The sequence below is a fragment of the Mesorhizobium sp. M9A.F.Ca.ET.002.03.1.2 genome, from assembly GCF_003952365.1.
Classification (GTDB): Bacteria; Pseudomonadota; Alphaproteobacteria; order Rhizobiales; family Rhizobiaceae; genus Mesorhizobium.
In genome coordinates this window covers 12122-28143 of the sequence record NZ_CP034443.1, presented here as the reverse complement: position 1 = coordinate 28143, position 16022 = coordinate 12122, and the positions used below count along the sequence as shown (strand labels likewise).

The 16022-nt window shown below is 60.7% G+C and carries 9 protein-coding genes; 3 read left to right on the top strand and 6 right to left on the bottom strand.

All coding sequences use genetic code 11. The features are described from left to right. Positions 1-9: 9 nt before the first annotated feature. The gene (locus tag EJ066_RS00130) at positions 10-1365 is read right to left on the bottom strand and encodes a hypothetical protein (protein WP_091595090.1); all 1356 of its coding nucleotides are present in this window, start codon (positions 1363-1365) and stop codon (positions 10-12) included. Between the two features lie 556 nt (positions 1366-1921). Here EJ066_RS00130 and EJ066_RS00125 point away from each other — a divergent pair. Further along, the gene (locus EJ066_RS00125; protein ID WP_126034261.1) at positions 1922-3076 is read left to right on the top strand and encodes a DNA cytosine methyltransferase; all 1155 of its coding nucleotides are present in this window, start codon (positions 1922-1924) and stop codon (positions 3074-3076) included. On the opposite strand, the gene EJ066_RS00120 is transcribed toward EJ066_RS00125, so the two are convergent. Then, entirely contained in the window at positions 3073-3741 is a 669-nt protein-coding gene (locus tag EJ066_RS00120; protein WP_091595094.1) for a hypothetical protein, read from the bottom strand. The genes EJ066_RS00125 and EJ066_RS00120 overlap by 4 nt on opposite strands. Further along, positions 3731-4801, bottom strand: a complete 1071-nt coding sequence (locus EJ066_RS00115; protein WP_091595096.1) for a DUF262 domain-containing protein — start codon at positions 4799-4801, stop codon at positions 3731-3733. Before EJ066_RS00115 ends, EJ066_RS00120 begins: the two co-directional genes overlap by 11 nt. Before the next feature lie 117 nt (positions 4802-4918). Between EJ066_RS00115 and EJ066_RS00110 the strand changes: the two genes are divergently transcribed. Together EJ066_RS00110 and EJ066_RS31215 are read left to right on the top strand one after the other, a co-directional pair. After that, the gene (locus EJ066_RS00110; RefSeq protein ID WP_126034260.1) at positions 4919-5311 is read left to right on the top strand and encodes a hypothetical protein; all 393 of its coding nucleotides are present in this window, start codon (positions 4919-4921) and stop codon (positions 5309-5311) included. Between the two features lie 336 nt (positions 5312-5647). Continuing rightward, positions 5648-5851, top strand: coding sequence for an HNH endonuclease (locus EJ066_RS31215; protein WP_189347418.1), 204 nt, complete (start codon positions 5648-5650; stop codon positions 5849-5851). Here the strand turns inward: EJ066_RS31215 and EJ066_RS00105 are convergent. The 3 genes from EJ066_RS00105 to EJ066_RS00095 form a co-directional block, all read right to left on the bottom strand. Then, positions 5802-6239 (bottom strand): very short patch repair endonuclease, encoded by a 438-nt coding sequence (locus EJ066_RS00105; protein ID WP_236387364.1) that lies wholly within the window; start codon positions 6237-6239, stop codon positions 5802-5804. The genes EJ066_RS31215 and EJ066_RS00105 overlap by 50 nt on opposite strands. A 232-nt stretch (positions 6240-6471) precedes the next feature. Beyond that, complete coding sequence (locus EJ066_RS00100; protein WP_189347414.1) at positions 6472-12537, bottom strand: DEAD/DEAH box helicase; 6066 nt, start codon at positions 12535-12537, stop codon at positions 6472-6474. Next, positions 12537-15800: an STY4851/ECs_5259 family protein gene (locus EJ066_RS00095; protein WP_210211044.1), complete on the bottom strand. Its 3264-nt coding sequence runs from the start codon at positions 15798-15800 to the stop codon at positions 12537-12539. The genes EJ066_RS00100 and EJ066_RS00095 overlap by 1 nt, the downstream gene beginning before the upstream one ends. Between the last annotated feature and the right edge of the window lie 222 nt (positions 15801-16022).

Here is a 16022-nt window from a genome sequence, read left to right as displayed (position 1 = left end):
CCATGTGGTTCACTCGAACGGACTGCCCGCTTTCGGTGAAGGCAAACTCTGCCTGAACGGCCGATTAGAGGCGCGGTGCTGCCGGACAACTTGGCGTGGCCGCGACACGCAAGGTGAGGTTTTTGGGGCGCCTCCCTCATGCGCGCGCTTGGAAGGCTTCGTCTTGAAATACAGCCAGTTGAGAAACGCGTCGGCGTCCGTGAAATCAGCGCCACCGATGCGCCTCCGCAGCGCGTCGATGGTAGCGCACAATTGCGTGTATCGTTCGGCCGACAGCGTTGCGACAGTTGGACTTCGAGGCGCGCCAATGCCGATCGCCGCTAGGGCGCCGGAGGTATTGCCGTTGAAGACAGCGTACCGCTTCGGGGCGAAGGTGCAGAGAATCGCCGTGATCATATTCACGCCCACGCCAGGAATACCGAGCGCTAGCTGACGCATCTGCTCGTAACCCCGTTCTGGCGCGAGTTTGGCTGCCTTCCTGCCCGCGGCGAACAGTGTGATCGTCTTCTTGGGATGATCGAGTGCCGCCGACCCTCGTCGATGAATGTCGCCGGAATGCCAGAGATGTTGATAAGGCTCTCTTGAAGAAATCAGATTGCTTAGATTCTCTGCGAAGACGCTCCTCATTTCCTTCGAAATCCTCGGCGCGTTGCCGAGATCCGCGATCAATTGCTGAACCTTCAATGCCTTGTCCCGATCGGTCCGGCGCTTCGCCAGCGCGGAACGTTCGGTCTTGTCTGCGCGGTACTGGCGGAGGAAGCCATTCAAGCGCCGCAGATCGAACTGTGCGGCGAAGTTGTCTTCGAGCTCTTTCTCAAGTTTGCGTCGCAATCGCTCGGCGTCTTTGTGTCGCGAGGCATATTGCCCAAGCACCAGGTCATCGAGTTCTTGGAAGCTGCCGCTCTCACGAAAATCGGCAAAGGTGACTTTCAGATCCGACGACAGTTGTTCGTCCGAGTTCACGGTCGCCAGGATTGAAATTTCATCGTTTGTTGTCAGGGCGCCGGTCGTGAGGTTCGCTGACCCGATCAGACACCGAACCTGGCCTTCGCTTCGTCCGACATAGGACTTCGGGTGAAAGGTTGCGGTCTTGCCGTTTGCAAGAAACATTTCGAAGGCCCCGAACCGCTTCTTTATTGCGAGCAAATGCGCGAGCGCCTTTGGCTCGGTGATGTAGAAATCAGTACCGAGGAAAGCTTCAATTTTAGCGCCCTGCTTCAGGCGTGCCTCTAGGAGCAGCCCGATGATCCGTGCGCCACCCTCTTTTAGGAAGGCGACGGCGATGCTGATCTGCTCAGCGCCCTCCAAAACATGGGCGACAGCGGTCCGATGATCATCGGACGCCTTGTTCTGGATGAGTCGCATGCCGGTACATCCCCCTCAATGGCAGAATCCGCCGTCTCGAGAATAGCGGCTACCGTCCGATTTACCGCCATCTAATAGATATCCGTGTGCGTCAATTGCAACGATGTTCGAGATGTCCGCCGACAATTGTAACGAAACCTCGGATAGACTGCCGGCAGCTCACGAGCCAGGTAACAGACGACGGCTTTCGGGAACGGATGGGGGCACTTTATACGACCGATATGGCGCATTGCAGCCCGTCATTCTTGGGGCCGATAGCGGACTGGAAGCTTCGGGCCTCGGATCTTCCATAACGGACCTTCAATTCGGTGCGAGTATCTTCGTGACGTGACCCGAAGCAGACGCTTCAACAGGCCTGCTTTCGGGCCAACCGGCTAGAAAGTTCTACCTTGAACTCTGAGTGAATTCCCCGACTTTCCTGAAACACGACCTTCGCCCTGCCTGCGCAGATGGGCGATCGAGCCATATTGGCCAGCTTGGCGCTAGCCAAGCTGCGATTTATTTTCTCGAGTTTGAAACGGATCTCTGTTAACTGATAAGGGATTCGGAGAATCTCATGTCGAATCAGACCGTCGCAAGCCTATTTTCGGGAATTGGTGGATTCGAGGTGGGTTTCGCCAAAGCGGGCCTAAAGACGTCCCTGATGTGCGAAAAGGATTCTGCGGCACAGGCCGTCTTGCGAAGCCGCTTTCCGGAGATCAGTCTTGTCGACGATGTCACGGCCATGCCTCGTCTCCCCAAGTGCGACGCCCTTGTCGGTGGCTGGCCTTGCCAGGATCTCAGTCAAGCTGGACGGATGGCTGGTTTGGACGGCAGCCAGTCCGGGCTGGTGTCGCACGTGTTCAGGTTGCTCGACGCTACACCGAAGAAGCCGAATACTATAGTTCTCGAAAACGTTGCGTTCTCCCTAAATCTGCAGAAGGGCAAGGCAGTACGGTACGTTACCGCCGAGCTAGCCGAACGCGGCTACCGCTGGGCGTACCGCGTGCTGGACACTCGGGAATTTGGGCTTCCGCATCGACGCCGGCGCATTTTCATCGTCGGCATGTTGGAGGGTGACCCCGGAAACCTCCTCTTCGACGGTATCGACCGCGTAGCGCCCGCAAGCGATTGGGCGGCCAACATCGGATTTTACTGGACTGAGGGCAATCGTGGCGTGGGTTGGACCCCTGATGCAGTACCACCCCTAAAAGGGGGCTCCGGCCTAAGCATACCTTCACCGCCTGCTATTTGGACGGTGGAAACTGGACTGTTTCAGACGCCTGGCATCGAGGATGCGGAACGCCTTCAAGGTTTCCCCGCTGGCTGGACGGCGGCTGCCCGCGACACCAATAAGGGCGAGCGCGGGCGCTGGCGCCTTGTTGGCAACGCTGTGAGCGTGCCTGTGGCGACCTGGGTCGGACAACGTCTGGTGGCCTCGGAAGCCCACAGCCTTGCCTATCAGGAACACGGTACCGAGACGCTTTCCCAGCACAACGCGGCGTGGGGTGGCCCTAAGCAGACTTCACGCTACATACCTGGGGCGGGTGAAGGACCGGCAGACGAACGCCGCGTCTCGATCGCGAGCTTTGGCTTGAACGATGCACAGACATTATCCGTCCGCGCCGCCGAGGGATTTCTTCGCCGCTACATGAAGAGTGGGCTAACTAAGAACCAAGACTTCGCGCGAGCACTGGCGACCCACTGCGGTCTCGAAGAAGTACCCGCCTAAACGCGGCGGTAGTGCTGCCTTGTCTTGTAGCGCTCAAGCCCCTTAATGAGCGAGACCATGAAGATCCTTGTCCGTCGAAACTTCTCGGTAATGTCCTGAGTGCTGAATTGGGAACCGACGGTCTCGAACGTCTCGGCGCCATGAGCAAGTGTGTTGCGCATCTGTCTTATAAGGACCAGGTCGGAACCGCCGAGGCAAGATCGCGGTGGTCGCCATCGGCTTTCGATCCGCGCGACGAAGCGTAGCAATTCCTCGTTGTCGACATTTCCGGAAAACGGCAGACGGCGCAGGTCTGATTTCCAGTCCACGACCCCAGGCGCGAACCTGGCCACGTCGCGGATGAGGCTGTCGTGGTTGGCGCCCTGGGTGAGCCGGTCGCGGAAGTGAGCTCGGGCTATCTCTTCCTGCCAGTAGTCTTTCAGAGCCATAAAGCCGCCACCGCCTGCCAGGATCTCCTGTCGCAGCCCTACCAACGCCTCTCGGGAACCGAACTCTATGCAGTTGTACATCATGATGAAGGCGGAGGCGCGGGACGCCGTGATCGCCGCCGTTGCGCGGTAGAAACTGCGGCCGGGTATGTTGTAAACACGCTCCAGCGACTGCAGAGACTTTAGGTACTCGGACACGTCCTGCGCGCGGACGCGAAAGCGTCCCTCAACGCTCATACGGACGGCCGAGCAGGCTGTCGCGGACGTATTCGATACGCCCCCGGAGCTTCGGAGCACTGTTGCTGGCGTCCGTCCGCACCAGCTCCTCGAACTGCTTCGACCGCAGCCATGCATCCGATGGCGGCCTTAAGGCCGGATCGCTCCGTAAGGCGAGCGCCGTTCCAACGGCAATGGCTTCGAAGCGGACACGAGGAACGCGTTTCCCTCCATCCGGCCGATAGAAGGCCTTCGGATAGTACATGCGGATAAACTGCATTGTCCGCTCGAATTCGGCGCCCATCTCCGAGAGCCGCGCTTCGTCAGTGGACTTGTTCAGCTTGTCCATGTTGGAGTCGAGGAATTTCCTGACATCGTGGCGGAACGCCAGGTAGCGGTCGCAGTAGATGAAAAAGCGCGTGACTAGCTCTTGACGCTCGCTGCGAGCGTCGACGCCCTTGGCCATATGGGGCGTCAAGCTCTTAAAGAGGTCTGATGCAGCCCTTTCAATCACCAGATCGAGGAAGGCACCGCGGTAAACGCCTTTCCGTATTTCGGCGTCTTCAAGTCGCTTTCCTGATGTGTTGAGGCGCCTGAACAGCTCAACACGGGTGCTTTCGTCGGTTCCCTGGTCCAAGACGAACGAACGTATTGGCGTGTTGTTGAGACGCCGCTGCACCGAGGGCGGCAAATCGGCGAAATGATATCCGTTCAGTATGTCTAGCTTCTCGAGACCTCTCAGCGCGAACCCATCCCGCAAATATCGTACTAGGCTTCGGATCCGTTGCGAGCCGTCAACGATCTCCAAGCGCCCCTCGACGTCATAGAGGAATACCGGAGGAACTGGGACCCTGAGGATGAGGCTCTCGATGAAATAGGAGCTTTGCTCCTCGTTCCAAGCGAGGCTTCGCTGATACTCCGGAACGTAGATGTCCCCTTCCGTCTCGGCCTCATCGCGAAATTTCGAAACCACCAGTTCGACGGAAAAGTCCGTAACAACGTACCGAGCCTCCCGGCGCACATCATCGACGATCGCAGCCACTTCGTCCGGGTCTGCCAACTGCAGTAAAAGGTTCGACATAAGGTTTTGGTCCCGACAAGATGCATAGATGTCAGATTCTTGGCATGATCGCTAGCGAGGCAGAGAATCGGAACCCTGCGTCGCTCGCCCAACACTCGGCGCCGTGAGGAAAATGTCTTGACGGCTTTCGGTGAGGATGGTCAGATACTGGACGCAGAGTTCGAGGTCGAAGAAACGGCCATCGGGGTCGACATCGTGCTTCACTCGAATGGCGGCGTCTCCCGAGGCAAGCCCGCCTACAACCCGGACTATATCGCGACCCTTGAAACCATCTTAGCCCGCCTCGCGGTGCTCGGTGGCAATCTTGAGGGGGCGTGGGTCGACAGTAAGGCCCTCGCCGACCTCGACCCGAACGACCGTCGAGTTAAATTGGAGACGGCCGACTATCCCATTCGTCTATCCGACGTTTCCGATATCGGCGAACTCAGATTGCAGATCCACCGGAGCGTTTCAACGATCGGAAGGTCGGAACGTCGATCTGCCGGCACCGGCAATAAAAGTTACGACTAGCGGTATCTTTCGACATCCGCCCTTCTCTTCCGAGACTAGAACCGGCGTTGCGGGGCGGTACCGCCACCGCACAAGCCTTCATCGACTCACTTGTCGACTTTAGTACGAACGTTGATCAGCTGCCCCTACTCGCAAGCGCACCCGACCTGCAAAACCCCGAAATACGCAAAGCGGTGTGGGATTTGACGCGCGATGCTACTCCGATCATCAAGCACCGGATTAGCCGATACGTGGAACGCGGGCCGATCGGAGCAATGGTGAAGCTAACGAACAACCAGGTGTCAGGGCTGCGACGTCTTGGGTCAGGCTTGGGCCACGTTCTTCAAACCGGATGGTATGCCGTATGTCGAAGCTCACCACGTGGTGCAGGTATCGACACTCAGCGTTGATGTGCTGGGGCCGCAAAACGTCATTACGGTCTGTCCAAATCACCATCGCCAGCTTCACTTCGAGGTCACCACGGTGCTGCACCTTGGCGACGAATTCGAATTCATCCTCCCTCCGCACCTCGCGTTCCGGATTCGGAAGTTTTCCGTCTGAGACTAGCGTTAAAGCTTCGATGAAGGCGGTGTGGTTGGCTCATCCGCGCATCTATCGCCAGTCGCAATATTTGTAGGAGCGGCTCCAGGTAGTCGTTACGCTTTATCTCGCATTCCCACACCTCCACGACAGCCCAGCCCCGCGAACGAAGTGCGCCCGCAGCAGCGGCGTCACGCTCCCGATTGCGCCTAAACTTCTCCGTCCAGAACGCGACCCTGGACTTTGGCGTGGTCGCGAGATGGCAGCCCGGATGGCGATGCCAGAAACAGCCATGAACGAATACCACGACCTTTCGCCGGGGAAAAACGAGATCCGGCGTTCCCGGGAGGCCCTTAACATGAAGGCGGTATCGCAGACCGGCGGCATGAAGAGCCGATCGCACTTTCATCTCGGGCGACGTGTCCTTTTGCCGTACCGAACGCATTATCCTGCTGCGCTGTGAACTAACGGGATAATCGTCGTTGTCTATATGGTCACAGGTCATGGTTCTCAGTGCTCATTAGGGATGCAGCCGCCTGCGACGCTATAGGCGAACGTCGCAAAAACAGCTGCCTTCAGGCGCCAAAGTTGGCCGGACGCGCCATTCACGCTGAACCGTGCATTCCTTGAGGAGTCGACTCTCAGTCAAGTCTCACCGCAAGGAACGTCCCATCTAGACCGTTGAGAACTGAGAACGGTCGTTTAAGGCTCGTCACCTGCTCAGAGATTGAGCTAGCATGATCGTGGTGTTCGTCGGTAACTCGCCATGAGCCCATTCCCTGATCAAAGAAGATCGTGCCAGAGCCACGCGGCGTTCGAAATTCAAGGCGACGGCGGTGCGGCGCGGATTGGACTTGTGACACCTGCACTTTCGGCACCACCTCGACAAGCGATTGCTCCATAACCGCCGTACGCGTAACTAGGTCGGCCCAATCCCTATGCAACCACGGTCCTGTACGAGCCCCACCGCCGGTCTTGGCGGCGAGAGTCTGCACTTTGACGTTGGTGTCATAGTCGCTGAAGGCGGCGACCACTTCCGTCAGGAGACGGATGGACAGCGGATTGAACAGGTACTTGTCCGAATAGCGAATCTCCAAACACGGGGCAGAGAATACCTGCGCTAATTCCGTCGAGCGCGCGCGCAACAGCGCCCTGAGCCGGGCACCGAAACCCGCGGCTGGTCCGTCGAGCTCATCAGCAATCTCGAAAATGGCCTCACTGCCGCCGGCCGAGAGCAGGGCGGATACATCTAGCCGCTCCCGCGGCGCGGCAAGCGCCGTTGCACCTCGTACCACCGGAGCATCGGAGACAGAGCCCCAACCAATACCCACGGCCTTCGCGGATGCAGACGATGATGCCCAAGCGGTTAGCCCACGTGTCGAGACCACACCCGCCAGCCAGGCGTCGTTGTCGACTTCGTTTCGCGCTACGATGTCGACGCGTGCGCGCTGAGCCCATAGTACCACGTTCCGACGCGTGACGGCATCGGTAGCGGTCAGCGCGCTCGCGTCGACTGCGATCTGCACCCCGCGCCCGCGAGCGCCCCAGCGTTCCAGAACGGGCGCCATTTGCCAAGTCTCCAATTCCCACTCTGCAGGAGGCCCTGACATGAACACGACCAGTGTATTCGACGCATCGTCCCCAAGGCGGTCGGAGAGTGCTTGGGGGAGAGGTGCGGATTCATATTCGGTGGCAGGTCCGAACAGTCGGAAGCGCTTGGGAAGGTCCAGACTGCGTCCAATGGCGGTGAGTAGGGAATGCGCTGCCCTCCGGTCGGTGCCTTCGACCGCATGTTGGCTATCAACCGAGAGCACGCAGCGAGGGCAGGCGAATACTGCATCGGGATCGCCACAACGGCCCAACTTGCTGCAGTCCAGCAAGTCTCTAGCCTCGTTAAGTATGCCGATGGGATCACGAGCTATCGTGGCAGAGAAGCCGGCGCCTCCGCTCGCCCGGTCGAAGACAGCAGCGGTCCAATTGCGCTGGCCGGCAGGATGGATGGCGGGAGGCGCCGCAAAGCCCATCTCGTCAGCATCCACGCCGAGGCGACGCGCGGCCGCTTCTCTGATCGCCAAAGCCACCGTCAGCGCCACTTCACGGCTGGCGCAGTCGTAGAGTTGTATTTCGCAGACGTCGGTTCGAATTTCGTGACCGAGTCGTAGATGGCGCGCCACGGCATAGGGGTTGATCTCCGGCGCGCCTGTGCAGGTGCGTTCGTCGGCCGCACGGGGGCCTCCGCGAAGTGGACGGTGCCCCGCGAGGGACCCGGTGCCATCCGCTTGGTGTTCGGCTTCCGCGCGGCCACAGTGCAGGCAGACCTCGAACCCATGGCCGTGCGGACCTGGATTGAACCAGAAGACCAGACCGTCCGAGCCGGTCCGGAGGCGCCCGACGTTTGGGTCCGGGAGAGCGCGCCAAGCCAGAGTGCGCGCCGAGACCCAGGGGTCGACGAGCATTGAAGTCCCGGTGTCCGAGGGGTCATCATGAACTTCGTAGCGCGCGTCGACGGCAAAACCGGCTGGAGCGAGGAATCGCATGATCTTGAAGTCAGAGCTGCCGCAATCGGGGCAGGCGCCGGGAGACACGGCGGATGGCGCCGACAGTAACGCGCCGCAGGACTGACAATGGCGCATCTGACGAAGGCTTTGCACCTCCCGCACACCGGCCTTATCGGCGGGGCGTTTCCAATTCAGCGTGACGCCCGCGGACTCTCGCACGACACCGTCCACCACCAAGCTCCGCCCAGGCGCATACTCGAATATGGCGATGTCGCGTTGTCGGGATGGGTATCCTCGAGAACTAAAGCGGTTCTCGCCAGAGTCCTCTCGCTTGTGTCGCTCGACCCCAGTCTCCGTCACGAAGGACACCACGTCGCTCGGGAAGCCATATGACGGTAGGAATCCGCGACCGGCGAGTTCACCCAAAAGGTAATTTCCCTGGAGCCTCCGACGTTGGAAGTCCCGCGCCTTGGATACCACAGAGGTTTCGGCATCCGGCTCATCGCCCCTTAGTGCGTCCCATTCCGCGCTCAAATCCGACTGAATGCGCTCGATCGTATCCCGGACACCTTCGAAGAGGTCGGGGTCTGGTCGCACGGGGGTCCCGCGCAACACCTCCTCAAGATCCGATGTCATCGTCTTGAGACCTGCAGCGGCGGCGTCGAGCCATGCTAGGAAGCGACGCCAAGGCAAGTTATTCAGGACTTCTGCGCTGAGTCCGAGGCCGAAAAAGGCGCCATTCGTCAGTTTGTGAAGTTCGGCGCCCTGAGTGGCCAGAAAGCGCGCAAGAAGAAGGGCGTGGGCGTGACGTCGAGCGATGGTTGGGCTTTCGAGACTGACCACCGGCGCGGGCGCTTCTCGCGCCAGGAAGGCGCCGGGATCTGCGAACGCGAGTCGGTCGAGCGGTCGATCCTTGCAAATCGTCAGGCCAAGAGCGATCGGCTGACGCGCCCGTCCCGCCCGGCCGACACGCTGCCGGTAATTAGCGATCGCCGGTGGCGCATTGGTGTTTAGAACCGCCTCGATGCTTCCAATGTCAACGCCCATCTCCATGGTGGTCGAGCATCCAAGGACGTTGACTTTTCCAGATTTGAAGGCGTTTTCGTAGTCGCGGAGCAGGAAACTCGGTTGCTGAGCGGAGTGCTCCGCCGCGCGCAGCCACGGCGAGAACCTCGCCGCGCGATCCTGCTGATCGCCCCAGGCCCCCTTGGCCCTCAGGAGCGAGACACGTTCATCGGTCGCTAGCCAGTCGTCGAGAATTGAATCGGAGACGCGACCTCCGTGGGCATCACGGCGCCATGGAAACGGCAGGGTCGGCATGTCGACGGCTTCGGCTTTCGGGTGCACACCGAGCTTGTCGTATGGGCTTAGTCCGCGGAAGGTCGTGTCCACCAGACGTCGAGTGTTGGGGCACCAGAAGGCCCTTTCGATCGGCGTGACATTCATGTCGCCGAGCCGTAGCCGGAAGCCATTCGGACTGACCGTCATGAACCTTTGCAACGTCGACCATGCTGCCCGCAGAAGTTCGTTCAAGTCATCCCGAACGCTTGGATCATCGCGATCGAGACCAAGCGCCTGGACAAGCATCCGAACCACGCGAGAAGGTCTTGGACCGTAGGGGTGTGGCCAGAAGCGGACGTATCGGCTTGAGGGAAGCGCAGGCTCGAAAGGTACCATTTCCACGTGGCTCTGGCGGCGGTCAATCCAACGCATCCAACGTTTAGCGTCGAAATCCAGGATGACGTTAGTTCGGACAAAATGCGTAAGGAGAAGGCGCACGAGGTCGCGCCAGTCGTCTGCATTCAACCCTAAGCGCGTTGCGGAAGCCGGAACGACCACGTTGGGCTCGTCCAGGCCGGGAATGGTCAAGCGCAAAAGGCCCAATGTCTCAGCGCTGTTGGCGCGGACGGGCCGTCGCATGATCTCCCGATATAGCATGAATTCAGCGAGCCGCGCTGGGTCGGAGAAAGTCTCTTCGCGCTCGACCCAGAGATTCGAGAGAAAGCGGTTGATTGTGGGCTCAGCGGCGAGTCGATCGACAAGTTGGCGCCAGGCCTTCGGGGTGGCGACCCCTTCGAGCCTGATTCGCGCCAACCGAAGGTCAGCCATGAGGCTGAGAGTGATCCCGTCCTGCTCGTCGGAGGCCAGTCGCTTGAGCTTAGCCTCGATCGCGGCGATGGCCTGGTCGTCCCGCACGGGACGATCCTGCACAAAGTGGTAGAGAAAGCTTCGGACGAAGCCGCGCTCCGATGCCACCTGCAAGTTCGCCGCGTGTCGGGCCGTGCCCTGCCGCGCATCGGTGAAGGTAATCAGTTGCCGGCCGTCGAGCGGCAAGGGCTCGTCAGCGTCAGGTTTTGGCGATAGGTGCCCGACGAGTCCAGGGGTGATCTGAGACATCAAGTAGGGCGCACCCGCGACGAGCGATCGAAGCACGCCGGCCTCGAGGTCCACCTTCTTGGGTGCCCAGCCGCAACATGGACACTCACCTACGTGGCGGCTCGCGGTCGTTGGTAACCCCGCGCCGTCCACGGTCTCGACGATCGCACCGGTTTTTGGCTCGAAGCGGATTATCGGAGACGGCCGTGCCCCGCGCGCCCCTAAATATCGGCGGTTCACGACCGGGGATGTGGTCAGCGGCGCATCGTCTTGTGTGTCGTCTTCGGCGCCGAAGGTTTCGTCGCGATCGAGCGTTTGCTCGAACTCACCGTCCCCTGTGCCGCCTGTCCAGGCCACAAGATGCGATCCGTCGGCAGTTTCTTCAGCCTTGAGCGCACCATCGCCGCATTGAATGCAATAGGCCCATTCGAGCACGAGCGATCCGCAGTGTGAGCAATGCTCTCGCGATTCGAGGAAGACGGCGCCGAAGTGCCAGTCGGCTGCTTCAGATGCGGCGGGCCGCCCGGGACAGGTCGGGTTCACGCAGGCCCAGAGACCGGAAAGCGTCCGGTGGAAGAGGTGTAGGCGGACCGGCAGGATTGAGTCTCCGCCAGCGCTGGCCAGCGCCGGATCGGAATGTGGGTCCTTCGCCCTTGACGCTTCGACAAGCAGGCGCCTCGGGTCTACGTCCGCGCCGCCGATCTGGCGCGCCTGCGCGCTCCAGCCGCTCCAGCCTACGATGGCGCCGGCTCTGAACTGCTCCCTCAGGACCCTTAGCGGTGCAGACTTAGCGAAGATCTCACCGGCCTGGAGCGGTTCCATGCCCGCTATCTCGTCAAGTTCGATGAGATTGCTATTGAGGGCAGGAGAGGCCGGTAGCGACGCCCTAACACCTCTTACCACGTGAATATTTTGCTCTGGTGCGCCTGACAGATCTCGAAGGAAGGATCGTAGCTCGGCGGCGTCCGGGCCGCCGATCGTCGCTGAGGTCGCGACGTATCGGAGCTCTTCGGGTTTGCGACCGAAAGCAAGCGCGACGCGGCGTAGTAGGAGAGCAATTTCGGCCGCCTGGGCGCCGACATATGAGTGCGCTTCGTCCAGTACCACGAAGTCAAGCGTACCTTGTGACGCCCGCAGGATCGGTGCGTCCTTCTGCCGGATCAGCATGTACTCCAGCATGGTAACGTTGGTGACAAGAACCGGCGGAGGCGAGCGCCTGAGTGTCGTCCTATCAGCGACCTTCCAGGGTTCCCCACGCGCGGCGGTGCTCCGCACACTCTCCGGCGTGTCGCCATTGTAGAGGCAGTAGCGCAGCGCTCCGCCGAAGGGGGCGAACCACTTTGACAGCCGCTCCTCCTGGCTGGCGATAAGTGCGTTGAGCGGATAGAGCATCAGCGCGCGCACTCCTTCGAGCGGTTTTGCACCGCTATCGGAGGATCGAACCAGCCCATCCAAAATCGGTGTCAAAAAGCATTCTGTCTTCCCTGAGCCTGTGCCGCTCGACACGATCACCGAAGCGGCGCGTTCGCCGCAAAGCTGCTTCCAAGCGTCCACCTGGTGGGTGTAGGGCGGGTATGCGACTTCACGCAGAACTTCGAGCGTTCTTGGGTGCAAAAGGCCAGCCGGCAATCCGCCCCAACCGCCCTCTAACGGCAACCAGGGATAAGCGCCTTCGACAAACGGTTCGGAGAGGGCCGAGTTAGGCTGACCAGCGCGCGCACCCAAGCCCTCACGCAGATGCCGATTGAGATCGACTGAACGGAGTCGAGCCATACCGACAATCGCATCTGCAGCATCGCGTGGCAGCCGCGCCAGAAGCCTCTCGATTTCCATCACAGGTCCATTCGTTGGGTGGTGCCGGGGTCTATAGTCTCGCGTCCAAGGGCGACGGCGAGAGCGCTCTCGAAGAGCTGACGGTCGTGGAGCCAAGCGGCCCGACATCGTCCGACAACCTGCGGGTTTTGATGGAGTTTGCCGGCCGCCATTCGCGCCGCCACTAGGGGAGCAGCGATCAAATCCGCGAAGGCTGGGTCGTACCGCTCCCAAAGCTCGCGTCGCTCTGGCAGGAGCCCCGCGAGATGCAATCCGGTCGGTGGCTCGCGATGCTCACTCTGACGAGTCACGAACGCTTCGGCGAGTTCCCGAAGCGTTTCCTTCGGACGCCGGCATAGCCTTCCGATGAGGCCGGGTTCCAAATCTGCTCGTGGCGCGACCAATAGGAAGGTGATCCACGCATGAGTCGCTAGCCCGGGCTCCAGATCAGCGATTTGGCCGAGGGCGGCCGCCACATTGCGCCCTGCGTCGGCAGTCGGTAGTTCCAACCGTTCCAGGCGGCGCTCCAACTCGTCAATTCTCGTTCGAAACGCAGACACCCAGTGCTCGACTTCCGTTGCGCACCAGAGGAAGGGTAACTCACTTTGTAGCCGGATCACGGCGTCGCGCTCCTCAAGAGTGTCGCAGGTCGACAGGATCCACGGAGCCGCCTGGGGGGCACGGCAAAGTGACCGCAGGGCATCGATCGCCGGCACGGGCACGTTGCGATCCCGCGCGGCCACGCTCAGATCGACCAAGAGGCGGAGATCAGCGCGGTTCAAGGCTTCCGGGTGCTTTAACACTGTAGCAAATGCATCGTCCCGGGCGTCACGTCGTGCGATCCTGAAGGCCAGACGAAGCGCACTTCCACGATCGTCGTCGCCCGGTGGTTGGGCGACCACCTTCGGTCTGAGCGAGGTCCCGTCATTGGTTCGCCCGAAGATCAGCCAGGGGCCCGGACCGAGCTCTTGCAGGAGTCGCGTCTGCAATTCCTGCAAGGAAAGGCGTGGAAGGTTGTTGGAGAGTTTCGCGGTAGGCTGCGTCAGCGCTAGCGCATCCAGATTCCAACCAAGGATACTCGAAAGGCCCGAGAACGGCGAAATGCCTTTCTCGGCCACCAGCGGCTGGTCTTCGTCGTACCAGGCGATCTCGGCGAAGTGGTCACCTCGACCGGCCCAGCTCAGGCGCACCTCCGCATCGAGGTCCGGAAAGCTACCAAGGAGATCCCGCAATTCGTCTTGAAAGGCCGATAGCGGGACGAGACCGTCGATACGACGCGTGGCCTGCACGGGCTGTCCTGCGCCCTGCCGAACCACCAGCCATAGGTCGCGACCGCCAGGCGCCAACAGGCGGAACCCATGCAGTCGATCGATCGAAATCTGGGCCCGGCTTACGGCGGGCCGCATGTCCGGGGTCAACAGGAGCGGCTCGGCAATCGGATCAGCGAGCGTTAGGTCGAGTTGGGTGTCCCATCGCAGCGCCACGTGTAGCATCGCGCCTGGGGTGTGGAGTCGAAGATCGACGCGCGCGTCATCACCATTCCTGGAGATCGGAAGGATCTGACCGCCCTTCGCCGCAACGCTGGCCCCGAGCAGATTCTCGATTTTCAACGAGTGGGTTCGCGGTTCTCCCGATAGCACCAATTCACGCGGCGCAACGTCGGCGCAGGTCCAAGCGACCAGTTCACCGCCCCGCCTCATTGCGATCTCGACCCTGCCCAGGGGCGCGTGTTTGTTCGAAGAACGCCACGAGCCTCTCCCCAACGACCGCCAAATTAGGTCTTCCGACGAAACCAGCGTGTGATGCTGACCATCCGAAAGCCAAGCCTTTGGCGTCCCTAGGAACACCGTCTCGCGCACCCGCCGTAGAGTCTCTCCTGTGAGGATCAGTCGCTTCGTATCCTCGCGCTCGGCCGCGCTACGCCACGTGAGACGCCCATCACCAAGGTCGAGCGAAGCTTGCCCGACGAAGGCCAGAAGACAGCGTCCATCGAGGATGCAGTCTCCCAAGTCAGAAGGAGGGTGTTCGAACTTCAGTGCTGAACGAGCCTCCTGCGTTACAGCCATAGCCAGCCATGGCCGAGTGCTTCGAAAGGGCGAACTGCCAATGAATCTTAGTTCAAGCGCGTTCTCAAAATCGACGCCAGGATCTGGCTGGAAGAGGAGGACAGGCGCGTCTACCGGCTCGCCGGCAAACGCGGTGAACTCTTCGACTAAGGTCTCCCCTGCAACTGCCGCCAACCTAATTGCCTGGTTCAGGCGAGCGGGAACTTCGAACGCCTTGACCAGCGGACGGGACTCCCACGCTGTCGCCTCGTCTGATTCCACCTGTTCCAGCACGGCGATGGGCCGGTTCAAACCCGGCAGATCACCCCGCGGAAAGATGCGCAGCCGAGTGGCACCTTCCATCGCTGCCTGCAATTGGGGAGATGTTCGGACCACGTCGAGTTCACCTGACAAGGTGAGTTCGGCCCGCGGCGCCCACCCTTCGGCGGTGCGCCGCAGCAATCGGCTTGCCGCCAGGGCTCCCCCTTCGACGCGCCGGGTCCGGACCAAGTCTTCCACCAGAGATCGAAAATCGCCTTCCTCCAAGTCAAAAGGCAGATCGTTGCGCCAAGCAGGCACCACAGAATCCAGGTGGAGCACGGGATCTCGGTCATTTCGTTCGTGGAGGGGCGGCAATTGTTGACGGAAACGAACGGTTACCGTGGACAGCGCCACGGCTGGCTCCACCAGCGCCTGAACAAGCGTTTCGCCCGCCCGCCATGCCTCACTTGCGACGGCCTCGGCAGGTGTGAAGCCCATTTCGATCGCCAAGATGCTGCGCTTCAGCCATAACCCCAAGGTTCCCTCTTTGATGGCAGCAGCTGGAAAACCCGCCTCGCGCACTACGCCGAAGAGGAGCGGCACGTCGGTCGGCTGAGGGCGTCGCCACCGTTTCAAGCCAGCTTCGGCGGCTTCCCGCACCACCGCGTAGCGCACGTCGGCGGCCGAATCATTCGCGTGATATCGAATTCCAAGGACAGCTAAGGGTCTGATCCAGTCCCAAGCCCCCCCGGCGCGTTCCCGGCGATACCACTCGGCTGTGAAAGCAACGAACAAAGCCTGACCATGGGAGTCGTTCAGCGCGGTCGGTCCATGGCGTTTTAGGACCTCCCGAACGCCCTCGAACTCTTGTCGGCTGAATCGGTAGCGATAAAGTGGGCGCCCATCAGGGAGCGATAATCCGCGCGATCGGAATAAGGCCTCGTAAGCGCCGCGTAGACCTAGACGCGGCTCGTCCATATTTCCCCCCAGGCTCCCAATTCAGATTGTGACACACTGTGCATTAGTTGTGAAGTTTTCCTCTGCGAGCAGGCCGCCTAGAGGGCGAGAGCGGACTTTTCGACAATAGGAACGATTTCGAAGACAATTTCGACGGCCTCGGCAGGCCGCTTGCACGGTCGTCGTTCAGCTTCCCCGAACTATCTTCGCGGAACGATTCCCAATGGCAGCTATTAGCGCGAC

Bases quoted from the DNA above. Each gene is read 5' to 3' on its own strand.
- EJ066_RS00120 (WP_091595094.1), bottom strand. From the start codon at position 3,741: ATGAGCGTTGAGGGACGCTTTCGCGTCCGCGCGCAGGACGTGTCCGAG.
- EJ066_RS00130 (WP_091595090.1), bottom strand. From the start codon at position 1,365: ATGCGACTCATCCAGAACAAGGCGTCCGATGATCATCGGACCGCTGTC.
- EJ066_RS00115 (WP_091595096.1), bottom strand. From the start codon at position 4,801: ATGTCGAACCTTTTACTGCAGTTGGCAGACCCGGACGAAGTGGCTGCG.
- EJ066_RS00095 (WP_210211044.1), bottom strand. From the start codon at position 15,800: ATGGACGAGCCGCGTCTAGGTCTACGCGGCGCTTACGAGGCCTTATTC.
- EJ066_RS00100 (WP_189347414.1), bottom strand. From the start codon at position 12,537: ATGGAAATCGAGAGGCTTCTGGCGCGGCTGCCACGCGATGCTGCAGAT.
- EJ066_RS00105 (WP_236387364.1), bottom strand. From the start codon at position 6,239: ATGAAAGTGCGATCGGCTCTTCATGCCGCCGGTCTGCGATACCGCCTT.
- EJ066_RS00125 (WP_126034261.1), top strand. From the start codon at position 1,922: ATGTCGAATCAGACCGTCGCAAGCCTATTTTCGGGAATTGGTGGATTC.
- EJ066_RS31215 (WP_189347418.1), top strand. From the start codon at position 5,648: ATGCCGTATGTCGAAGCTCACCACGTGGTGCAGGTATCGACACTCAGC.